Source organism: Desulfovibrio intestinalis (assembly GCF_014202345.1).
In the GTDB taxonomy this organism is placed as follows: Bacteria; Desulfobacterota; Desulfovibrionia; order Desulfovibrionales; family Desulfovibrionaceae; genus Desulfovibrio; species Desulfovibrio intestinalis.
Genome location: NZ_JACHGO010000003.1, coordinates 248,678 through 264,039 on the forward strand (window position 1 = coordinate 248,678; position 15,362 = coordinate 264,039).

The 15,362-nt window shown below is 57.0% G+C and carries 12 protein-coding genes; 6 read left to right on the plus strand and 6 right to left on the minus strand.

Features of this window, described 5'->3' with window-relative positions; all coding sequences use genetic code 11:
* Positions 1-4: 4 nt before the first annotated feature.
* Complete coding sequence (locus tag HNQ38_RS06260; protein ID WP_183718557.1) at positions 5-1,540, plus strand: outer membrane homotrimeric porin; 1,536 nt, start codon at positions 5-7, stop codon at positions 1,538-1,540.
* A gap of 937 nt (positions 1,541-2,477) precedes the next feature.
* On the opposite strand, the gene pstA is transcribed toward HNQ38_RS06260, so the two are convergent.
* The 3 genes from pstA to HNQ38_RS06275 form a co-directional block, all read right to left on the minus strand.
* The gene (gene pstA, locus HNQ38_RS06265; RefSeq protein WP_183718778.1) at positions 2,478-3,296 is read right to left on the minus strand and encodes a phosphate ABC transporter permease PstA; all 819 of its coding nucleotides are present in this window, start codon (positions 3,294-3,296) and stop codon (positions 2,478-2,480) included.
* A gap of 123 nt (positions 3,297-3,419) precedes the next feature.
* Positions 3,420-4,310 (minus strand): phosphate ABC transporter permease subunit PstC, encoded by an 891-nt coding sequence (gene pstC, locus HNQ38_RS06270; protein ID WP_183718558.1) that lies wholly within the window; start codon positions 4,308-4,310, stop codon positions 3,420-3,422.
* A gap of 231 nt (positions 4,311-4,541) precedes the next feature.
* A complete protein-coding gene (locus HNQ38_RS06275; RefSeq protein WP_183718559.1) occupies positions 4,542-5,390 on the minus strand; it encodes a phosphate ABC transporter substrate-binding protein in 849 nt (282 codons plus the stop codon).
* Positions 5,391-5,644: 254 nt separating this feature from the next.
* Here HNQ38_RS06275 and HNQ38_RS06280 point away from each other — a divergent pair, with 254 nt between their 5' ends.
* From HNQ38_RS06280 to HNQ38_RS06300, 5 genes are all read left to right on the plus strand, one after another.
* On the plus strand, positions 5,645-6,325 hold the full coding sequence (locus tag HNQ38_RS06280) for a response regulator (RefSeq protein WP_343060121.1): 681 nt from the start codon (positions 5,645-5,647) through the stop codon (positions 6,323-6,325).
* 73 nt (positions 6,326-6,398) lie between these two features.
* Positions 6,399-8,393: an ATP-binding protein gene (locus HNQ38_RS06285; RefSeq protein ID WP_183718561.1), complete on the plus strand. Its 1,995-nt coding sequence runs from the start codon at positions 6,399-6,401 to the stop codon at positions 8,391-8,393.
* Positions 8,390-9,145, plus strand: coding sequence for a phosphate ABC transporter ATP-binding protein PstB (gene pstB, locus HNQ38_RS06290; protein WP_183718562.1), 756 nt, complete (start codon positions 8,390-8,392; stop codon positions 9,143-9,145). The genes HNQ38_RS06285 and pstB overlap by 4 nt, the downstream gene beginning before the upstream one ends.
* 107 nt (positions 9,146-9,252) lie before the next feature.
* The gene (gene phoU, locus HNQ38_RS06295) at positions 9,253-10,089 is read left to right on the plus strand and encodes a phosphate signaling complex protein PhoU (protein WP_246388022.1); all 837 of its coding nucleotides are present in this window, start codon (positions 9,253-9,255) and stop codon (positions 10,087-10,089) included.
* A gap of 25 nt (positions 10,090-10,114) precedes the next feature.
* On the plus strand, positions 10,115-10,741 hold the full coding sequence (locus HNQ38_RS06300) for a YkgJ family cysteine cluster protein (protein WP_183718563.1): 627 nt from the start codon (positions 10,115-10,117) through the stop codon (positions 10,739-10,741).
* Positions 10,742-11,160: 419 nt separating this feature from the next.
* Here HNQ38_RS06300 and clpB read toward each other — a convergent pair whose 3' ends face one another.
* The 3 genes from clpB to HNQ38_RS06315 form a co-directional block, all read right to left on the minus strand.
* A complete protein-coding gene (gene clpB / locus HNQ38_RS06305; RefSeq protein ID WP_183718564.1) occupies positions 11,161-13,767 on the minus strand; it encodes an ATP-dependent chaperone ClpB in 2,607 nt (868 codons plus the stop codon).
* Between the two features lie 239 nt (positions 13,768-14,006).
* Entirely contained in the window at positions 14,007-14,321 is a 315-nt protein-coding gene (locus HNQ38_RS06310; RefSeq protein WP_183718565.1) for a chaperone modulator CbpM, read from the minus strand.
* 21 nt (positions 14,322-14,342) lie between these two features.
* Positions 14,343-15,323, minus strand: a complete 981-nt coding sequence (locus tag HNQ38_RS06315) for a DnaJ C-terminal domain-containing protein (protein WP_183718566.1) — start codon at positions 15,321-15,323, stop codon at positions 14,343-14,345.
* Between the last annotated feature and the right edge of the window lie 39 nt (positions 15,324-15,362).

Below are 15,362 nucleotides of genomic sequence, written 5' to 3' on the forward strand. Positions count from 1 at the left end.
GGCTATGAAACGCATCTGTACACTTCTTTTGGCCGCCAGCATGCTGCTTGGCGCTGCCACCGGCGCCAGCGCCATTGATTTCAAGGCGAAGGGCCAGTGGCTCATGGGCTTCGGCGTGGGCGACGCCAACCCCATCAAGCAGTACCGCGACAAGGGCGCCAGCAGCCAGACCAAGTCCAATAGCGACGACCAGTTTCAGGCCGCTCAGCGCCTCCGTCTGCAGTTGGATGCCGTGGCTTCCGAATCCCTGTCCGGCACCGTGTACTTCGAAATCGGCACGGCTCAGTGGGGCAAAGCTGATAATGGCGCCGCCCTCGGTGCTGACGGCTCCAACCAGATCAAGCTGAAGCGCGCCTACATTGACTGGGCTGTGCCGGATACCGACGCCAAGGTGCGTATGGGCATCCAGGGCGTGGCCCTGCCCAACGTGGCCGGTGGCTCCGCTGTTATGGATACCGACGTAGCCGGTATCACCGTCAACTACAAGTTCAACGAAAACGTTGCGCTGACCGCTCTGTGGGCCCGCCCCCTGAACGACAACTATGTTGACAACGACAACACCAAGAAGAACAACTATCTTGACAACATGGATCTGTTCAGCCTGATGATGCCCCTGACCTTTGACGGCGTGAACGTCACCCCCTGGGTCATGTACGGCATGGTCGGCAAGAATGCCCTGAAGAGCGGTTGGAACAAAGATATCAGCGCTTATGACAGCGTGGGCACCAGCGACGGCAATCTGCCCTTCTCGCTGCGTCCTTATCCCGGCATTGGCGCCACCAACAATGGTATCGGCAGCACCGGCAACGAATACGGCTCCGCCTTCTGGGCTGGCCTGCCTGTTGCTATCACCCTGTGGGATCCGCTGAACATCGAACTGGACATCAACTACGGTTACATGCAGAGCATGGGCCGCTTTGATGCCATCAAAAATAATGGCGATGTGAAGCGCTCCAGCACCGAACGTCAGGGCTGGCTTGCCAAAGCCCTGGTGGAATACAAGCTTGACTGGGCTGTGCCCGGCATCTTCGGCTGGTACGCTTCCGGCGACGACGGTAACCCGAAGAACGGTTCGCAGCGCATGCCTTCCGTTGCTGCTTCCGGCAACTTCACCTCCTTCATCGGTGATGGCAACATGGGCTGGGTTCGTCAGGACTACTCCCTGACCTATGACGGCACCTGGGGTATCGGCGCTCAGTTGCGCGACATGAGCTTCCTCGAAGACCTGACGCACACCTTCCGCGTGGCCTACTGGGGCGGCACCAACAGCACCAGCATGGTCAAGTACATGAATGACGCCAAGTCCTGGTCTGACGGCTGGGGCAGCAACACCGGCCCTTACCTGACCACCAACGACGGTATGGTTGAATTCAACCTGGTGAACAGCTACAAGATCTACGAAAACCTCGAAATGAATCTTGAACTGGACTACGTTATCAACTGCATGGATAACAGCACCTGGAAGAAAGCCAACGGCGGCGGCAGCTTCGACAAGCAGGATATGTGGAAGGCCCAGGTGGTCTTCGCATACAGCTTCTAAGCTACGCACCCTTGCCGAAAGGCAAGCAATTATGACTTCAAAGGGAGGCTTCGGCCTCCCTTTTTTGTGTTTTTTGCAGCAAAACAATAAAGCGGTTTCGGGGCGTGTCGTCTTTGAAAATAATATGCCCTGTGCCTGCGGTTTACAGCGAAGCGCAAACTGTCCCTTGTGGTAAACTTTCTGCTCCGCTTAAGGCGATTTGAAGCTACCGGCATTTCACTGGCCAAGGCATTTGGCTTGCTTTGTTGGTAAAAAAGCATCTGCTGCAAAGGGCAAAGGGAAGTAGCGTGGTTTATGAAGATAAGCATGCAGCGCGTACGTGTGTTTATTGACAAAAATGAATACAGTGAAGCCAATTACCTATGCTGAGTTTGGTGCTCGCGCGTACACACGTTGAAAGGCCTCCATCAGAAGATGGATGCCTTTTCTTTGGATAACCATCAGACTTGGAGTGATTGTATTTTTCCTCTTTTGAAGTGCCGCTTCGTTGTCAGGAGGGGGTAGAAATTGAGGCAGCAATGCCGCACGGGTCTATGTGAATTCCCTGCGGTTGCAACCCGCGCTATCAGATCCTGCCGGGATTATTCTGATGGGGCAAAAACGGCACCCATCCGGGTATAGTACCAGAAGATATAGCGCCATGCCGCTTCCTCCAGAGAGTGGCCATCCATCAGCCTGTACACAGACAGCGGAAAAGACGTGTGACACGGTGCGAAAATGGGCAGGTTCAGCATTTTTTCCGTCAACAGGGCCAAGTCTCATCGGGCCAGGCGGTGCGGAGTGTGAAGGCGTGTAGTTCTGCCTGTACCAGTGCTGGATGTAATTGTGGGTGTCATGTTTTTTCACGAAACAAATCCGCCCGTCACTGATCTGTGACGGGCGGATTTGTTGTAAAAGAACCGTGTAAAAGCGAAGCGGAAGAATAGCGTGAGGCAACCTAGCGTTTACGCTGGAGACGGTCACGCAACAGAATGGCCACCAGGTTCATACCCAGCACCAGGAGCAGAAGCACAAGGCCTGTTCCGTATTGCAGGGGGCGAGTTTTGGCGATTTCCGTTCCGGCGGTGGCCAGTACATACATGTGGTAGGGCAGGGCCATGACAGAACTAAAAATGGAGTCCGGCGTTTTGGGGGTATAAAAAACTGCCGCCGTAAACATGATGGCCGCTGTTTCGCCCGCCGCCCGGGCCACGCCCAGAATGGCTCCGGTAAGCATACCGGGCAGCGCGCAGGGCAATACCACACGGCTGATGGTCTGCCATTTGGTTGCGCCAAGGGCGAGAGAGGCTTCGCGGTAGGTATCGGGAACGTTGCGCAGGGCTTCTTCCGCTGTGCCGATAATTACGGGCAGAGTCAGCACGGCAAGGGTAAGAACGCCTGAAAGAATGCTGACCCCAAAGCCGCAAAATGTCACAAAGAAGGACAGGCCAAAAAGGCCAAAGACCACTGAAGGCACGCCAGCCAGATTGTTGACCCCAAGGCGAACATAGCGGGCAAAGGCGTTGCGTTTGGCGTATTCGTGCAAATAAACCGCCGAGGCAACGCCCAGGGGAAAGGCCAGCAGCAAAGCACCCAGGGACAGGATGGCCGTGCCAATGATGCAGGGCAGAATGCCGCCCTCGGTCATCATGTTACGGGGAGCCTGGCTGATGAATTCCCAACTGAGCGCGGGCAGGCCGTTATAGAATAAAAAGCCGCATACGCCCAGGAGCACCAGCACGTTACAGGCAGCTATGCCGCGCAGAAACCAGAACATGACGTTTTGCGCGCGCCCTCGTGCCCTACCGCTGGAAGGCAGTGTTACACGCGTTGGTGATTCGGGCTGTATGCCGTGCTGTGAAGATGATGCCTGTGACATGATTTCTCCGTCCTGCTGATGCTACAAACTTGAGGTTCCGGCCTGGCGGTGTTTTTCAGCTATGTGCCCGGCCAGCATATTGAAGGCCAGCGTAAGCAGAAACAACACAATGCCGATGGCGAAAAGAGCGTGGTAGTGCTCGCCGCGGAAGGGGGCTTCGGCCATTTCGGCGGCGATGGATGCGGGCATGGGCCGCACGGGGTCCAGCAGGGATGTGGGAATAATTGCCGCGCCGCCTGCCACCATAAGCACCACCATTGTTTCGCCGATGGCCCGCGACATGCCCAGCATAACGGCGGTGCCGATACCGGAAAGTGCGGCGGGAATAACCACGCGCACCGTGGTTTGCCAGCGGGTAGCGCCCAGCGCCAGCGACGCCTCGCGCAGGTCGCGCGGCACGCTGTACAGGGCGTCTTCAGATACGGAACAGATGGTAGGCACGCTCATGAAGGCCAGCACCAGCGAGGCGTTAAGCAGGTTCAAACCTGTGGCCGCTCCCAGATAGTCCTGTAGAAAGGGCGCTAACACCACCATACCAAGAAAGCCCAGCACAACCGAAGGCAACGCGGCCAAAAGTTCCACAAAGGGCTTGATGATGCGCCGCACGCCAGGATGGGCGATTTCCGTCAGGTACACAGCAGTAAGAACGCCCAGAGGCACTGCCAGCAGTGACGAGAAAAACGTCACTGCAAGAGACGCCACCAGCAGTGGAAATATGCCGAAAAGCCCGGGATCTTCAGTGGGGTACCACAGGTTGCCAAAAAGAAAATCTATGGGCGAATAGTGCGCAAAGAGCGGCAGGCCTTCCATAAACAGGAATACGACAATGCCGGCCAGAGCCAGCAGCGAACTGCCTGCCATGCCGGTGAGCGTGTAGTGAACCAGCTTTTCTTTCAGATCTCTGGAGCGCATGGGCCGTTCTCCTGACGCGCTAGCCGCGTCCATTGCACATATGTTGTATGACGGGGCAGGACGGGTGCGGTTTCCCGGCTGCCCCGCGCCATGCAGGAATTGCTCGCAAGGATTGTTGAGCGTTTCCTCTTCAAAACATTCTGTCACGTTGCGCGTTGTTGAAACTGCGCCCCGAAATGGTTGCGAGGCGGAGCTGATCCGCCTTCAGGCAACCATTTCGACGAGAAGGCTTTACTTCGTCAGGGGCACATAACCCACTTCAAGCACGTCCTTCTGGCCCTTGTCGGGGGCAAGCAGGTATTCCACAAATTCCTTCACCGTACCCTGGGGAGCGCCGTTGGTGAAGATGTAAAGTTCGCGGGCAATGGGCCACTGCTTGGAGATGGCGGTTTCCGCATTGGGGGTCACATTGTTGACCTTGAGGGGCTTGGTGGACTTGTCCACATAGCCGAGGCCCACATAACCGATGGCATTCTTGTTCTTGGAAACGGTCTGCACAACAGCGCCGTTGGAAGCCTGCATAAGGGCCTTGGGGCTCACGCGTTCCTTGTTCATGACCAGCTCTTCCCAGGATTCAAAGGTGCCGGAAGAGGTGTCGCGCGAAATGGCTACGATCTGGGCGTCTTCGCCGCCAAGGTCTTTCCAGTTGGTGATCTTGCCGGAGAATATGTCGCGCAGCTGCTCGGTGGTGAGCGCGCCCACCTTGTTGCCGGGGTTGACCACGGGTACGATGGCGTCAATGGCGATGGCCGTGCGCAACGGGCTGACGCCGTTTTTGGCGGCGGCGTCTTTTTCCTTGTCCTTGATATCGCGCGAGCTCATGGCCACGTCGCACTGCTTTTCAATAAGGGCTTTGATGCCGTTGCCGGAGCCGCCGCCGGAAATGCTGATTTCCGTACCGGGGTGGGAGGCCATGAAGGCTTCACCGGCTTTTTGCACAACAGGCAGTACCGTGGTGGAGCCGTTGATGGTGATCTGTTGGGCGGCCATGGCCGGGGCGCTGAGGCAAAGAACGGTGACGGCGCAGGCAAGCAGCTTGCTGCTGTGACGGGTAATGCGGGATTTGAAGTCGAAAGACATTGGTCTTCTCCTGTTGTTATTACTCTGTGACATTGGGTTTCGTGGCGGTTTTTCCCGCCGCGACTCCTTTTTGGCCTGCCTCTGTTACAAAATGATGACAGAAACAAGAAGACTGCGTGAAGCTGACAATTGCTTTTCAACCCCCTGTGGGGCATGGTTTTTTCAGTTTTAAGCGGCGTCACGCAATTGTAACAAATCCACCATCACATTGGCGCAAAGAGTCGGTGTACTCTGGCTGCGTCAGAGAGGTGTGAATTATGGGTCAACAAATACTGATAGTTGAAGATGAAGCCGACATTCGTGAACTTCTGCGTTTCAATCTTGAGCGTGAAGGTTTCACCGTGTTGGAGGCCGCCGATGGTAACGAAGGGCTCAAACTGGCCCGGCACCATCTGCCCGATCTTATGTTGCTGGATGTAATGCTGCCCGGCCTGGACGGATTTGAAGTCTGCCGCCGCCTGGGGGCGCAATCGGAAACTGCCCATATTCCTGTCCTCATGCTCACTGCCAAGGGTGAAGAGATGGATCGGGTAGTGGGTTTGAGCCTTGGGGCTGACGACTATGTGGTCAAGCCCTTCAGCGTGCGCGAACTCATGCTGCGCATCAGGGCCGTATTGCGGCGTGGAGTACGAAGCAGCGAAAGCCCGGTGCTTGAGCGCCACGGCATACGGCTGCGCCCTGAAGCCCACACGGTTGAGGCTCAGGGTGAAGAGCTGCTGCTCACTGCTACGGAGTTTCGTCTGCTGGAAGACCTGCTGCGGCATGCGGGTTCAGTGCGTACACGCGAACAGCTTTTGAACAAGGTGTGGGGCTATTCTTTTGAAGGCTACGCCCGCACGGTGGATACGCATGTGCGCCGTCTGCGCGCCAAACTCGGCGATGCAGCCTCCATGCTGGAAACTGTACGCGGCGTCGGCTACAGAATCAAGGAGTAGGCAATCCCGCACAGATACTTTCTGTGGCGGGCCTATAGCAAAGCAGGCGGCAAGGCCGCACTGGCAGGGAACTATGTTTTCATTCAGAACCAGAATTTTTTGCGGCATGCTGGCCGTGGCCCTGGTTTCCATCGCCGTAGCCGTGTTTTACGGCAAGGCATGGTTTGAAAAGGTCCAGCTTGATGCCGCACGCGAGCGCCTTGTGCGCGAAACGGTATTGGCCGGAGCCATTCTTGACGGGCTTGGCGACCATACCTCGGGGCTTCCGCAACTGGCCGCCATCCTGAATATGCCCGAAGAACGCCTGTCCTTGCTTAACAGCAAGGGTAGCGTGCTGGGCGACACCGCTCCCGGTGCGCAGCCCATTACCCGTCTGGACAACCATGCCGACAGGCCCGAAGTGCGCGAAGCTATGAATGGCACGCCGGGCTTCGCCATCCGCCCCAGCGGAACCCTGGGCAAGGATCTGGCTTATGCCGCTGTTGCTCTGCGTAACGGCGACATTTTGCGGGTCTCTGTACCGCTGGCCAGCCTCAGGCAGATCATAGACAGCCGACTTGCCGTCTTTACCCAGATCGGTCTTATTACCGTGGCGCTTTCACTGGTGCTGGCCGGGCTGCTTTCTGGCGCGCTGCGTCGCTCACTGAGCCAGATGGTGTCCGTTGTGGAGGCCATATCCCTTGGCAATTTTCAGCGCCGCCTGCGCCGTATCCCCGGCCGCGAATTCGCGCCCCTGGCCGATGCCGTGAACCGCATGGCGGAAAATATTGAAGAGCACATCCGCGCGGCCGCAGAGCAGACAGCCCAGCTGGAAAGTATTTTGGACACTATGAGCGACGGCGTGCTGGTTCTTGGCCCACGCGGGCGCATACGCCGCTGTAACAGGGCTTTGGCCCGCGAATTTCCGGCGGCGGCTTCCGCTCTGGGGGCACAGGTGGTTGAGGTGATTCCCTCGCCGCCACTGCAAAATGCCGTTGACGATATCATGGCCGAGGCTGAGGCCCAGAACTTCGCGCGTCAGCGGGCGCTGGCCCTTGCAGCTTCTGTGGCCCACGATGCCGCGGAGAATGCGGGCAGCGTCAAATCCCAGGCCGATTTTTCTTCTGACGCTACTAGCCATGAGCAGACCTCAGGCCTTGATGACAGCGCCAAAGCTGATCTTGTTTCCGGCGCAGCCGCTTCTGCGGCAGGCGGAACCGAAAATGGGGATATCGTTTCCCCTGAAAGCGGGCGGGTGCAGCGCTATCTGCACCTTGAACTGCCTTCCGGCCAGGTAATGTCGGTCTGCATTTCCCTGCCTGGCGCTGCGGATGCGGCAGAAGGCGGGCAGGTGGGCGCTGTGGCAGTTTTTCATGACATTACGGAACTCATGCGCCTTGAACGTGTGCGCCGCGACTTCGTGGCCAACGTGTCGCACGAACTGCGCACGCCCCTCACGGCCATTCAGGGCTATGCCGAAACCCTCATCAGCCTGGACGGCCCGCCTGAATGCCGCCGTTTTGGCGAGATCATTCTCAAACACGGCGTGTGCCTTTCGCGCATGGTGGACGATCTGCTCACTCTGGCCCGGCTTGAGGGAAAAAGCGGCAGCCTTGAACTTGCCCCGGTTGATCCCCGCGAGGCTCTGGCCCAGGCCACGGGCATGTGCCGTGAAGTGCTGGAGCGCCGCCACTGCCGGGTAGAATCACATATTGCCCCTGATTGCCGCGTGATGGCCAGCCTGCCGCATCTGACGCAGGTCTTTCGTAATCTGCTGGAAAACGCGGGCCGCTATGCCCCCGAGGGAGGCAGCATACGCGTGAATGCCCGGCAGGTAGGCGACAGTGTGGTCTTTCGCGTTACTGACGACGGCCCCGGCATACCCCGGCAGGATCTGGAGCGGGTATTCGAGCGTTTTTATCAGGTTGAGCGCCACCGGGGGCAGGCCAGCACCGGCCTCGGCCTCGCCATCTGCAAGCATATTATCGAGAGGCATGGCGGCAGTATCCGGGCGGAAAGTCCGGCTCCTGACGGCAACACAGCCCTTGTTTTCACTCTTACTTCCGTCCACGGAGCAGCACAGTCATGAAGGAACATCTGCTGGCACGCAACGTCAGTGTCTATTACGGGCAGCACAAGGCCCTGCACGAAGTGTCTCTGGCCTTTGAGCCGTGTAAGGTGACGGCTCTTATCGGCCCCTCTGGCTGCGGCAAATCCACCTTTTTGCGTTGCCTGAACCGCATGAATGATCTTGTGCCCGGCGCGCGCGTAGAGGGCGAGGTTCTGCTGGACGGCAAGGACATGAACCGCCCGGATACGGATGTGGTTTCCTTGCGCTGCCGGGTCGGTATGGTTTTTCAGAAGCCCAACCCCTTTCCCAAAACCATTTATGAAAATGTGGCTTACGGTTTACGGGTCAATGGCCTCAGGGACGAAAGCCTCATTGCTGAAAAAGTGGAACTTTCTTTGCGCCGGGCAGCAATTTTTGAAGAAGTGAAAGACCGCCTGCAAGCTCCGGCCCTTGGCCTTTCCGGCGGGCAGCAGCAGCGTTTGTGCATTGCCCGCGCCCTTGCCGTTGAACCCGAGGTGCTGCTTATGGATGAACCCGCAAGCGCGCTTGATCCCATTGCCACGCAAAAAATTGAAGAAAGTATACGCGAACTGCGCGAATCTCTGTCCATTATCATTGTCACCCATAATATGCAGCAGGCTGCCCGTGTATCTGACACCACGGCGTTTTTCTACATGGGTGAGCTCATTGAGCACAATGCCACGGACATAATGTTTACGCGTCCAGCTAAAAAACAGACTGAAGACTACATCACAGGGCGCTTTGGGTAAGGGTTACAACAATTATCTCTTGGTCAGAATTTTTCAATCAGTGCCGGACTTGGCGAAAATATGGCAACCCGGTACAGAACATACAGCGCGTTTTTCAGGAGACTGTCATGCAACAGGCCAATTATCTGCAACAACTGCTTGTGACGCTGCGTACCCGGCTTCTGGTCATGTGTGCCAGTGTGGGCATTGCGCTGGAAGAAGCGGGCAAAGCCCTTGCCGCCAACGATCCCGGCAGGGCCGCCGCCGTTATTGAAAGCGACGCATCCATTGATGCGCTGGAAAATGAAATTGACGAAATGGCCCTGCGCCTGTTGGCCCGTTCCCAGCCTGTGGCCAGCGACTTGCGTTTTGTGGTCACATCGCTTCGCATGGTGGTGGATCTTGAGCGCATTGGCGACGAGGCCGTGAGCATGGCTGAACAGGCAATTCTTATGCAGGATATGCCGGGGTTTGGCGTCATACCGCATGTGCGCGAACTTTACACTGGCGCACGCGAGGCTTTTGAAAATTCAGTGCGGGTTTTTCGCGAAAACGATGCTCAGGGAGCACTGGCCATGAGCCGGGGCGACGATGAGGCCGTGCAGAATGAGGTACGCATCATTCAGGGGATTATGGAATGCCTTTCCGATCCGCAGTGCAGCCTTGAGCCGCACCTTGCCATGCATATCATTCTTGTTACACGTTCCCTCACGCGCATCTGGCGGCGATCCATCAACATAGCCGAGCACGTCTACTTCATCAGCCGGGGCGAAAGTCTCAAGCACAAGGGCGAAAACAGGGAAGAAGGGCTTTCCGTTTCCGGCGGACCGGTTGCCGCTGCCATTGCTGCTGTCGAAAATATGGCAGAAAATTCCAAGGATACATCCGCAGCAACGCCTGTGGCAGATGATGAAAAAAGTCCTCAGCGCCGCCGCCGCACGGAAAAGGATACGGAGAATGTCTGACCAGAACCGTTTGCGGGTGTAGACTGTGCCCTTGGTGTGGCCCGCTGAGGCTCGGCTTTTCAGGCATACAGATGCCCATCTCGAGCGCCGCTATCCCGGTGTGGGGCTGTTGCTGGACACGTATGCCGTCGTTGACCTGGGCGTGAAAAAAGCCGCAGAACGTGATGGGCGTGCTGTTGCCTGTCACGCCGGGTGCGACCAGTGCTGCAAGCAGCCCATACCCGTTACGCCGCTTGAAGTGCTGGCCTTGCACAGCTACACCCGGCACAGGTTGCCGCAGGATGGCCTTGCTACGTTGGTTGACAGGCTGGCAGCTTTTGAGGGTGACAAAAGATACATGACCTTGCCCTGTCCCTTCCTTCAGGACAGCAGTTGCCTTGTCTATCCTGTGCGGCCCGTGGCCTGCCGACAGTATATGGTTTTTGGCAGAGCCTGCGCCCAGGGCGAGGATGCCAGCCGTACCCGCCCTGATGATCTGCTGACGCCGCTTTACGACTACATGCTGACCGGATTGTTGCGTACTTTGCCGTGGTACGCAGGGCATGAACCCTGCCCGCCGGAGCATCCTACGGAAGAAAGCGCCAGAGAATTTTTTCTTTCTGTCACAACTGTGATCCAGCTTGTGGCCTGGAACCGCTTTTTTCATGCCTGATTTTAAATGCGCGTTTGTGGGCTATTATGCTGCATCGCAGCCGCCTTTTGAGCAGATTAACTTTGAAAATATATATTTTCAAAGTTTAATACACGCTCGTTACGGCGTTTAATCGCGCAAATAAATAGCGGTGCTGACTTCATCCGTAGCTTCCTGCGTCGCAACGGCTGAAGCTGCGCTACGCCTCCACGGCGGGCGTCTGCTCACGCAGCCACCTTAGCATTTCAAAGTTGAAATACTTTAAGCTTGAAAAAATGCATCCCCATGCGCAAAATTTGAGCATACTACTTGAATTGTTCAGAAGAGCCAAAATTATCTGCACAGGCGGCGCAATTTTCCGCAGCCGTTGCCAAAATAGAAAAGGCCCGCACAGTAAAAAACTGTGCGGGCCTTGATGCATCTGGATCTATTTGCAGAAGTTACGCAGCCGTGAAGGTAAGTTCTTCGTCCTTAACATCCACAGTGACGCTCTGGCCATCGCGTATCTTGCCGCCCACGATCAGGCGGGCAAGGGGCGTTTCCACGGCCTGCTGCACATAGCGCTTGAGGGGCCGCGCGCCATAAATGGGATCGTAGCCAGCCTCGCCGATAAAGTCTTTGGCCGCATCGGTCATATCCAGCCTGATCTTGCGGTCTTCAAGGCGCTTGCGCAAACGGGCCAGTTGCAGGTCAACAATGCGGTTGATCTGGTCGCGCCTGAGCGGCAGAAAGACAACCGTTTCGTCCACACGGTTGAGGAATTCCGGCCTGAAGTGCGCCCGCAGGTCTTCCATAACCCTGTCGCGCGCGCCTTCTTTCAGCGCTCCATCCGCTTCAATGCCGTCCAGCAGATGCATCGAGCCAATGTTGGACGTCATGATGACGATGCAGTTGCGAAAATCCACCGTCCTGCCCTGGCTGTCAGTCAGACGTCCGTCGTCCAGTAATTGCAGCAGGGTATTGAACACGTCCGGGTGCGCCTTTTCAATTTCGTCAAAAAGAATGACGGAATAGGGCTTGCGCCGTACGGCTTCGGTGAGCTGGCCGCCTTCATCGTAACCCACATATCCGGGAGGCGCGCCGATGAGACGGGATACAGAATGCTTTTCCATATACTCGCTCATGTCGAGGCGCACCATGTTGTCTTCTGTGTCAAAGAGCGCTTCGGCCAATGCCTTGGAAAGCTCTGTCTTACCTACGCCTGTGGGGCCAAGGAAGATAAAGGAACCTGTAGGCCTGTCAGGGTCGGAAAGGCCCGCTCTGGCGCGCAGCACAGCGTCTGCCACGGCAGTGACGGCTTCGTCCTGCCCCACAACACGTTCGTGCAACTGCTCGGGCAGGCGCAGAAGCTTTTCGCGTTCAGACTCCAGCAGGCGGGTGACGGGTATGCCCGTCCACTTGCCCACGATTTCTGCCACATCGTCTGGCCGCACTTCTTCCTTGAGCAGGCGCGGGCCTTCGGCCTCGCTGCCTTCAGAGCCTTCGGCGTCAGCCAGTTTCTTTTCAAGCTCAAGCAGCTTCGAGTACTTGAGTTCAGCGGCCCTGTTCAGGTCATAGGCGCGTTCGGCCTGTTCAATGGCCAGTTTGGTCTGCTCGATCTGTTCCTTGATTTCGCGTACCTGATTGATGGAGCCCTTTTCACTTTCCCACTGCTTGCGCAGTTCGGCCTGATCCGCACGAAGGTCTGCCAGCTCGTTTTCAAGCTTTTCAAGGCGTTCGCGTGAAGCGGCGTCGGTTTCGCGGCGCAGGGCTTCTCGCTCGATTTCAAGCTGCATGACCTTACGGTTCACTTCGTCCAGATCCGCAGGCAGTGAATCAATTTCTGTGCGGATAAGGGCCGCCGCTTCGTCAATAAGGTCAATGGCCTTGTCCGGCAGCTGGCGGTCAGTGATATAGCGGTGCGACAGCACAACCGCTTCCACTATGGCCGAGTCGCTGATGCGCACGCCGTGGTGCACCTCAAAGCGTTCCTTGAGGCCACGCAGGATGGAAATGGTGTCTTCCACCGTAGGTTCTTCAACCATGACGGGTTGGAAGCGCCGTTCCAGAGCCGGGTCCTTTTCAATATACTTGCGGTATTCGTCCACCGTTGTAGCGCCGATGCAGTGCAGCTCGCCACGCGCCAGCATGGGCTTGAGCAGGTTGCCCGCGTCCATTGCGCCTTCGGTTTTGCCCGCACCCACAATGGTGTGCAGTTCGTCAATGAAAAGGATGGTCTTGCCTTCGCTTTTTTCCACCTCATTTAGAACGGCCTTGAGGCGTTCTTCAAATTCACCACGGTACTTGGCGCCAGCGATAAGCGCGCCCATATCAAGGGCGAAAAGCTTGCGGCCTTTCAGGCCTTCGGGCACGTCGCCCTTGACGATACGAAAGGCAAGGCCTTCCACAATGGCCGTCTTGCCAACGCCCGCCTCACCAATAAGAACAGGGTTGTTCTTGGTGCGGCGCGAAAGAATGCGAATAACGCGGCGGATCTCGGAGTCACGGCCAATAACCGGGTCCATCTTGCCCTGGCGCGCGGCTTCCACAAGATCACGGGCGTATTTGTTCAGCGCCTCAAAGGTGTCTTCGGGGTTGGCGCTCGTTACGCGCGCGCCGCCGCGCAGCTCTTCCATCGCCGCCACAAAGCCCGCACGGGTAACTTTGTATTCCTTGAACACCTCGCCAAGCGGCGTGGAGGGCGCTACCTCGGTCAAGGCTGCAAAGAGGTGGTCAACGCTGACGTACTCGTCCTTCATGCGCTTGGCTTCGTTTTGGGCGTCTCCCAGAACCTTGGCCAGGCGCTGCGTAATCATGATTTTTGTGGGGTCCATGCCCGTGCCGGAAACAGAAGGGCGCTTGCGCAGCGCGCCTTCAATGGCAACGGAGAGGGCACGGGGTTGCACACCCATCTGGTCCAGAATGCGGGGGACGATGCCGTTTTCCTGCTGGGTAAGAGCCAAGGCCAGATGTTCGACATCCGTTTCCTGATGGCCCATACCTGCGGCAAGGCTTTGAGCCTCGCTGACAGCTTCACGCGCTTTTTCTGTGAACTTGTTAATATCCATATGGATTCCTCCGACGGAGCCACGCCGCTATGGGCGGGCAAAATATATTTTATCCCTGGTGCTGCACCAGTTCCTTGACTGCGTCGTCACGAGCATTTTTTCAACGGAGCAACTTCAAGGTGAAATTGCTTCAGGCCAGACTTCGTTTTTTATTCTGGCCGCATATTATGAGAGTGCTGCCTGCATAACAGGTTTGTCTCTCTGACATACCAAGAAAATGTATCCCGTGGCGGCATTGTCTAGTCTTCAAAGCTCTTGAAGCTGCGAACGGAACGCTCCAGAGCGTCTATGCGTTCCAGCAGGTCAACTATGATCGTGCCGCCAAGCACGGGCAGTTCAAAATCGCAGCAGATGCGTTCAAGCTTGCGCACTCGGTATATGTCCGTATCGCGAAAAAGGTACTGCTGCACAGCGCTGCCGCGGGCTTCAATCCAGCCCAGGGCAAGCAGTTCCTGAAGACGTTCAGGGTGTACGCCCGTAATCTGAATAAATTCTTCCCATACCATTACCGTAGACGGAGCGGGCAGGGTGGGATTTTTGGGTGTCATGCTCATGCTAAAACCCTCCACCAGGCGCTATGCGCGGGCCTGAAAAGCCGAAGTTTCCGCCAGTTTCTGCCAAAGTTCGCGTTCCGCGTCGGACAGTTGCGCAGGCGTTTTTATCATGACTCTGGCCAGCAGATCACCGCGTTTGCCAGTTGCGCCCAATCCCTTGCCGCGCAGCCGGAACTTGCGGCCAGAACTGGAACCAGCGGGGATCTGCATTTCCACATGCCCTTCAAGGGTGGGCACTTCTACCTTTGCGCCAAGCACGGCCTCCCAGGGGGCCAGGGCCAGGTCGCACTGCAGGTTTTCGCCGTCAACCTTGAAGACGGCGTGCGGCAGGTACCGCACACGCAAAAAGAGGTCGCCTGCCGTGCCGCCGGGCGCAGGGTCTCCCTGTCCGGCCAGCCGTAATTTCGCACCCTCGCGTATGCCCGCAGGCACGTTGACTTCCAGCGTTTTGGGACCTTGCGAACCCTGAATGGAAACAGTACGGCTGCCGCCTTTTTGAATTTCTTCAAGCGTCAGGGGCAGCTCGGCTTCCACGTCTCTGCCACGCCGTGGGCGAGAGGAAAAACCGCCAAAGGGGTCTGGCCCGAATTGCGCGCCGCGCCCGCCCGCCTGCCCGCCAAAAGGGCTTCCACCCTGGCCGCCAAACTGCGCGCCGCCCGCTCCGCCGAAGAGGGTATCAAAAAAATCCGAAAACCCTGATCCGTCAAAGCTTTTGCCGCCAAACGTAAAGTGCACGTTTTCAAAGCCCGGTTCGCCCTGAAACTGCTGGCCATGCTGCCAGTTGGGGCCAAGCTGGTCATAAAGCTTACGCTTTTCAGGATCTTTGAGAACTTCATGCGCCTCGTTGATTTCTTTAAATTTGTCCTCAGCCTGTTTGTCGCCGGGATTCAGATCGGGGTGGTATTTGCGCGCCAGCTTCTTGTAGGCCTTGGAAATATCCTCGGCCTTGGTTGTGCGCTCCACTCCCAGAAGTTTGTAATAATCCTTGTAAGATACTGACATTCTCTACTCCCCCGTGCGAATCGTACTCCCGTAGTCACG

Coding starts and splice junctions, on each gene's coding strand:
- clpB (WP_183718564.1), bottom strand. CDS start 13,767: ATGGATATTAACAAGTTCACAGAAAAAGCGCGTGAAGCTGTCAGCGAG.
- HNQ38_RS06285 (WP_183718561.1), top strand. CDS start 6,399: ATGTTTTCATTCAGAACCAGAATTTTTTGCGGCATGCTGGCCGTGGCC.
- phoU (WP_246388022.1), top strand. CDS start 9,253: ATGCAACAGGCCAATTATCTGCAACAACTGCTTGTGACGCTGCGTACC.
- pstA (WP_183718778.1), bottom strand. CDS start 3,296: ATGTTCTGGTTTCTGCGCGGCATAGCTGCCTGTAACGTGCTGGTGCTC.
- HNQ38_RS06260 (WP_183718557.1), top strand. CDS start 5: ATGAAACGCATCTGTACACTTCTTTTGGCCGCCAGCATGCTGCTTGGC.
- HNQ38_RS06315 (WP_183718566.1), bottom strand. CDS start 15,323: ATGTCAGTATCTTACAAGGATTATTACAAACTTCTGGGAGTGGAGCGC.
- pstC (WP_183718558.1), bottom strand. CDS start 4,310: ATGCGCTCCAGAGATCTGAAAGAAAAGCTGGTTCACTACACGCTCACC.
- HNQ38_RS06275 (WP_183718559.1), bottom strand. CDS start 5,390: ATGTCTTTCGACTTCAAATCCCGCATTACCCGTCACAGCAGCAAGCTG.
- pstB (WP_183718562.1), top strand. CDS start 8,390: ATGAAGGAACATCTGCTGGCACGCAACGTCAGTGTCTATTACGGGCAG.
- HNQ38_RS06310 (WP_183718565.1), bottom strand. CDS start 14,321: ATGAGCATGACACCCAAAAATCCCACCCTGCCCGCTCCGTCTACGGTA.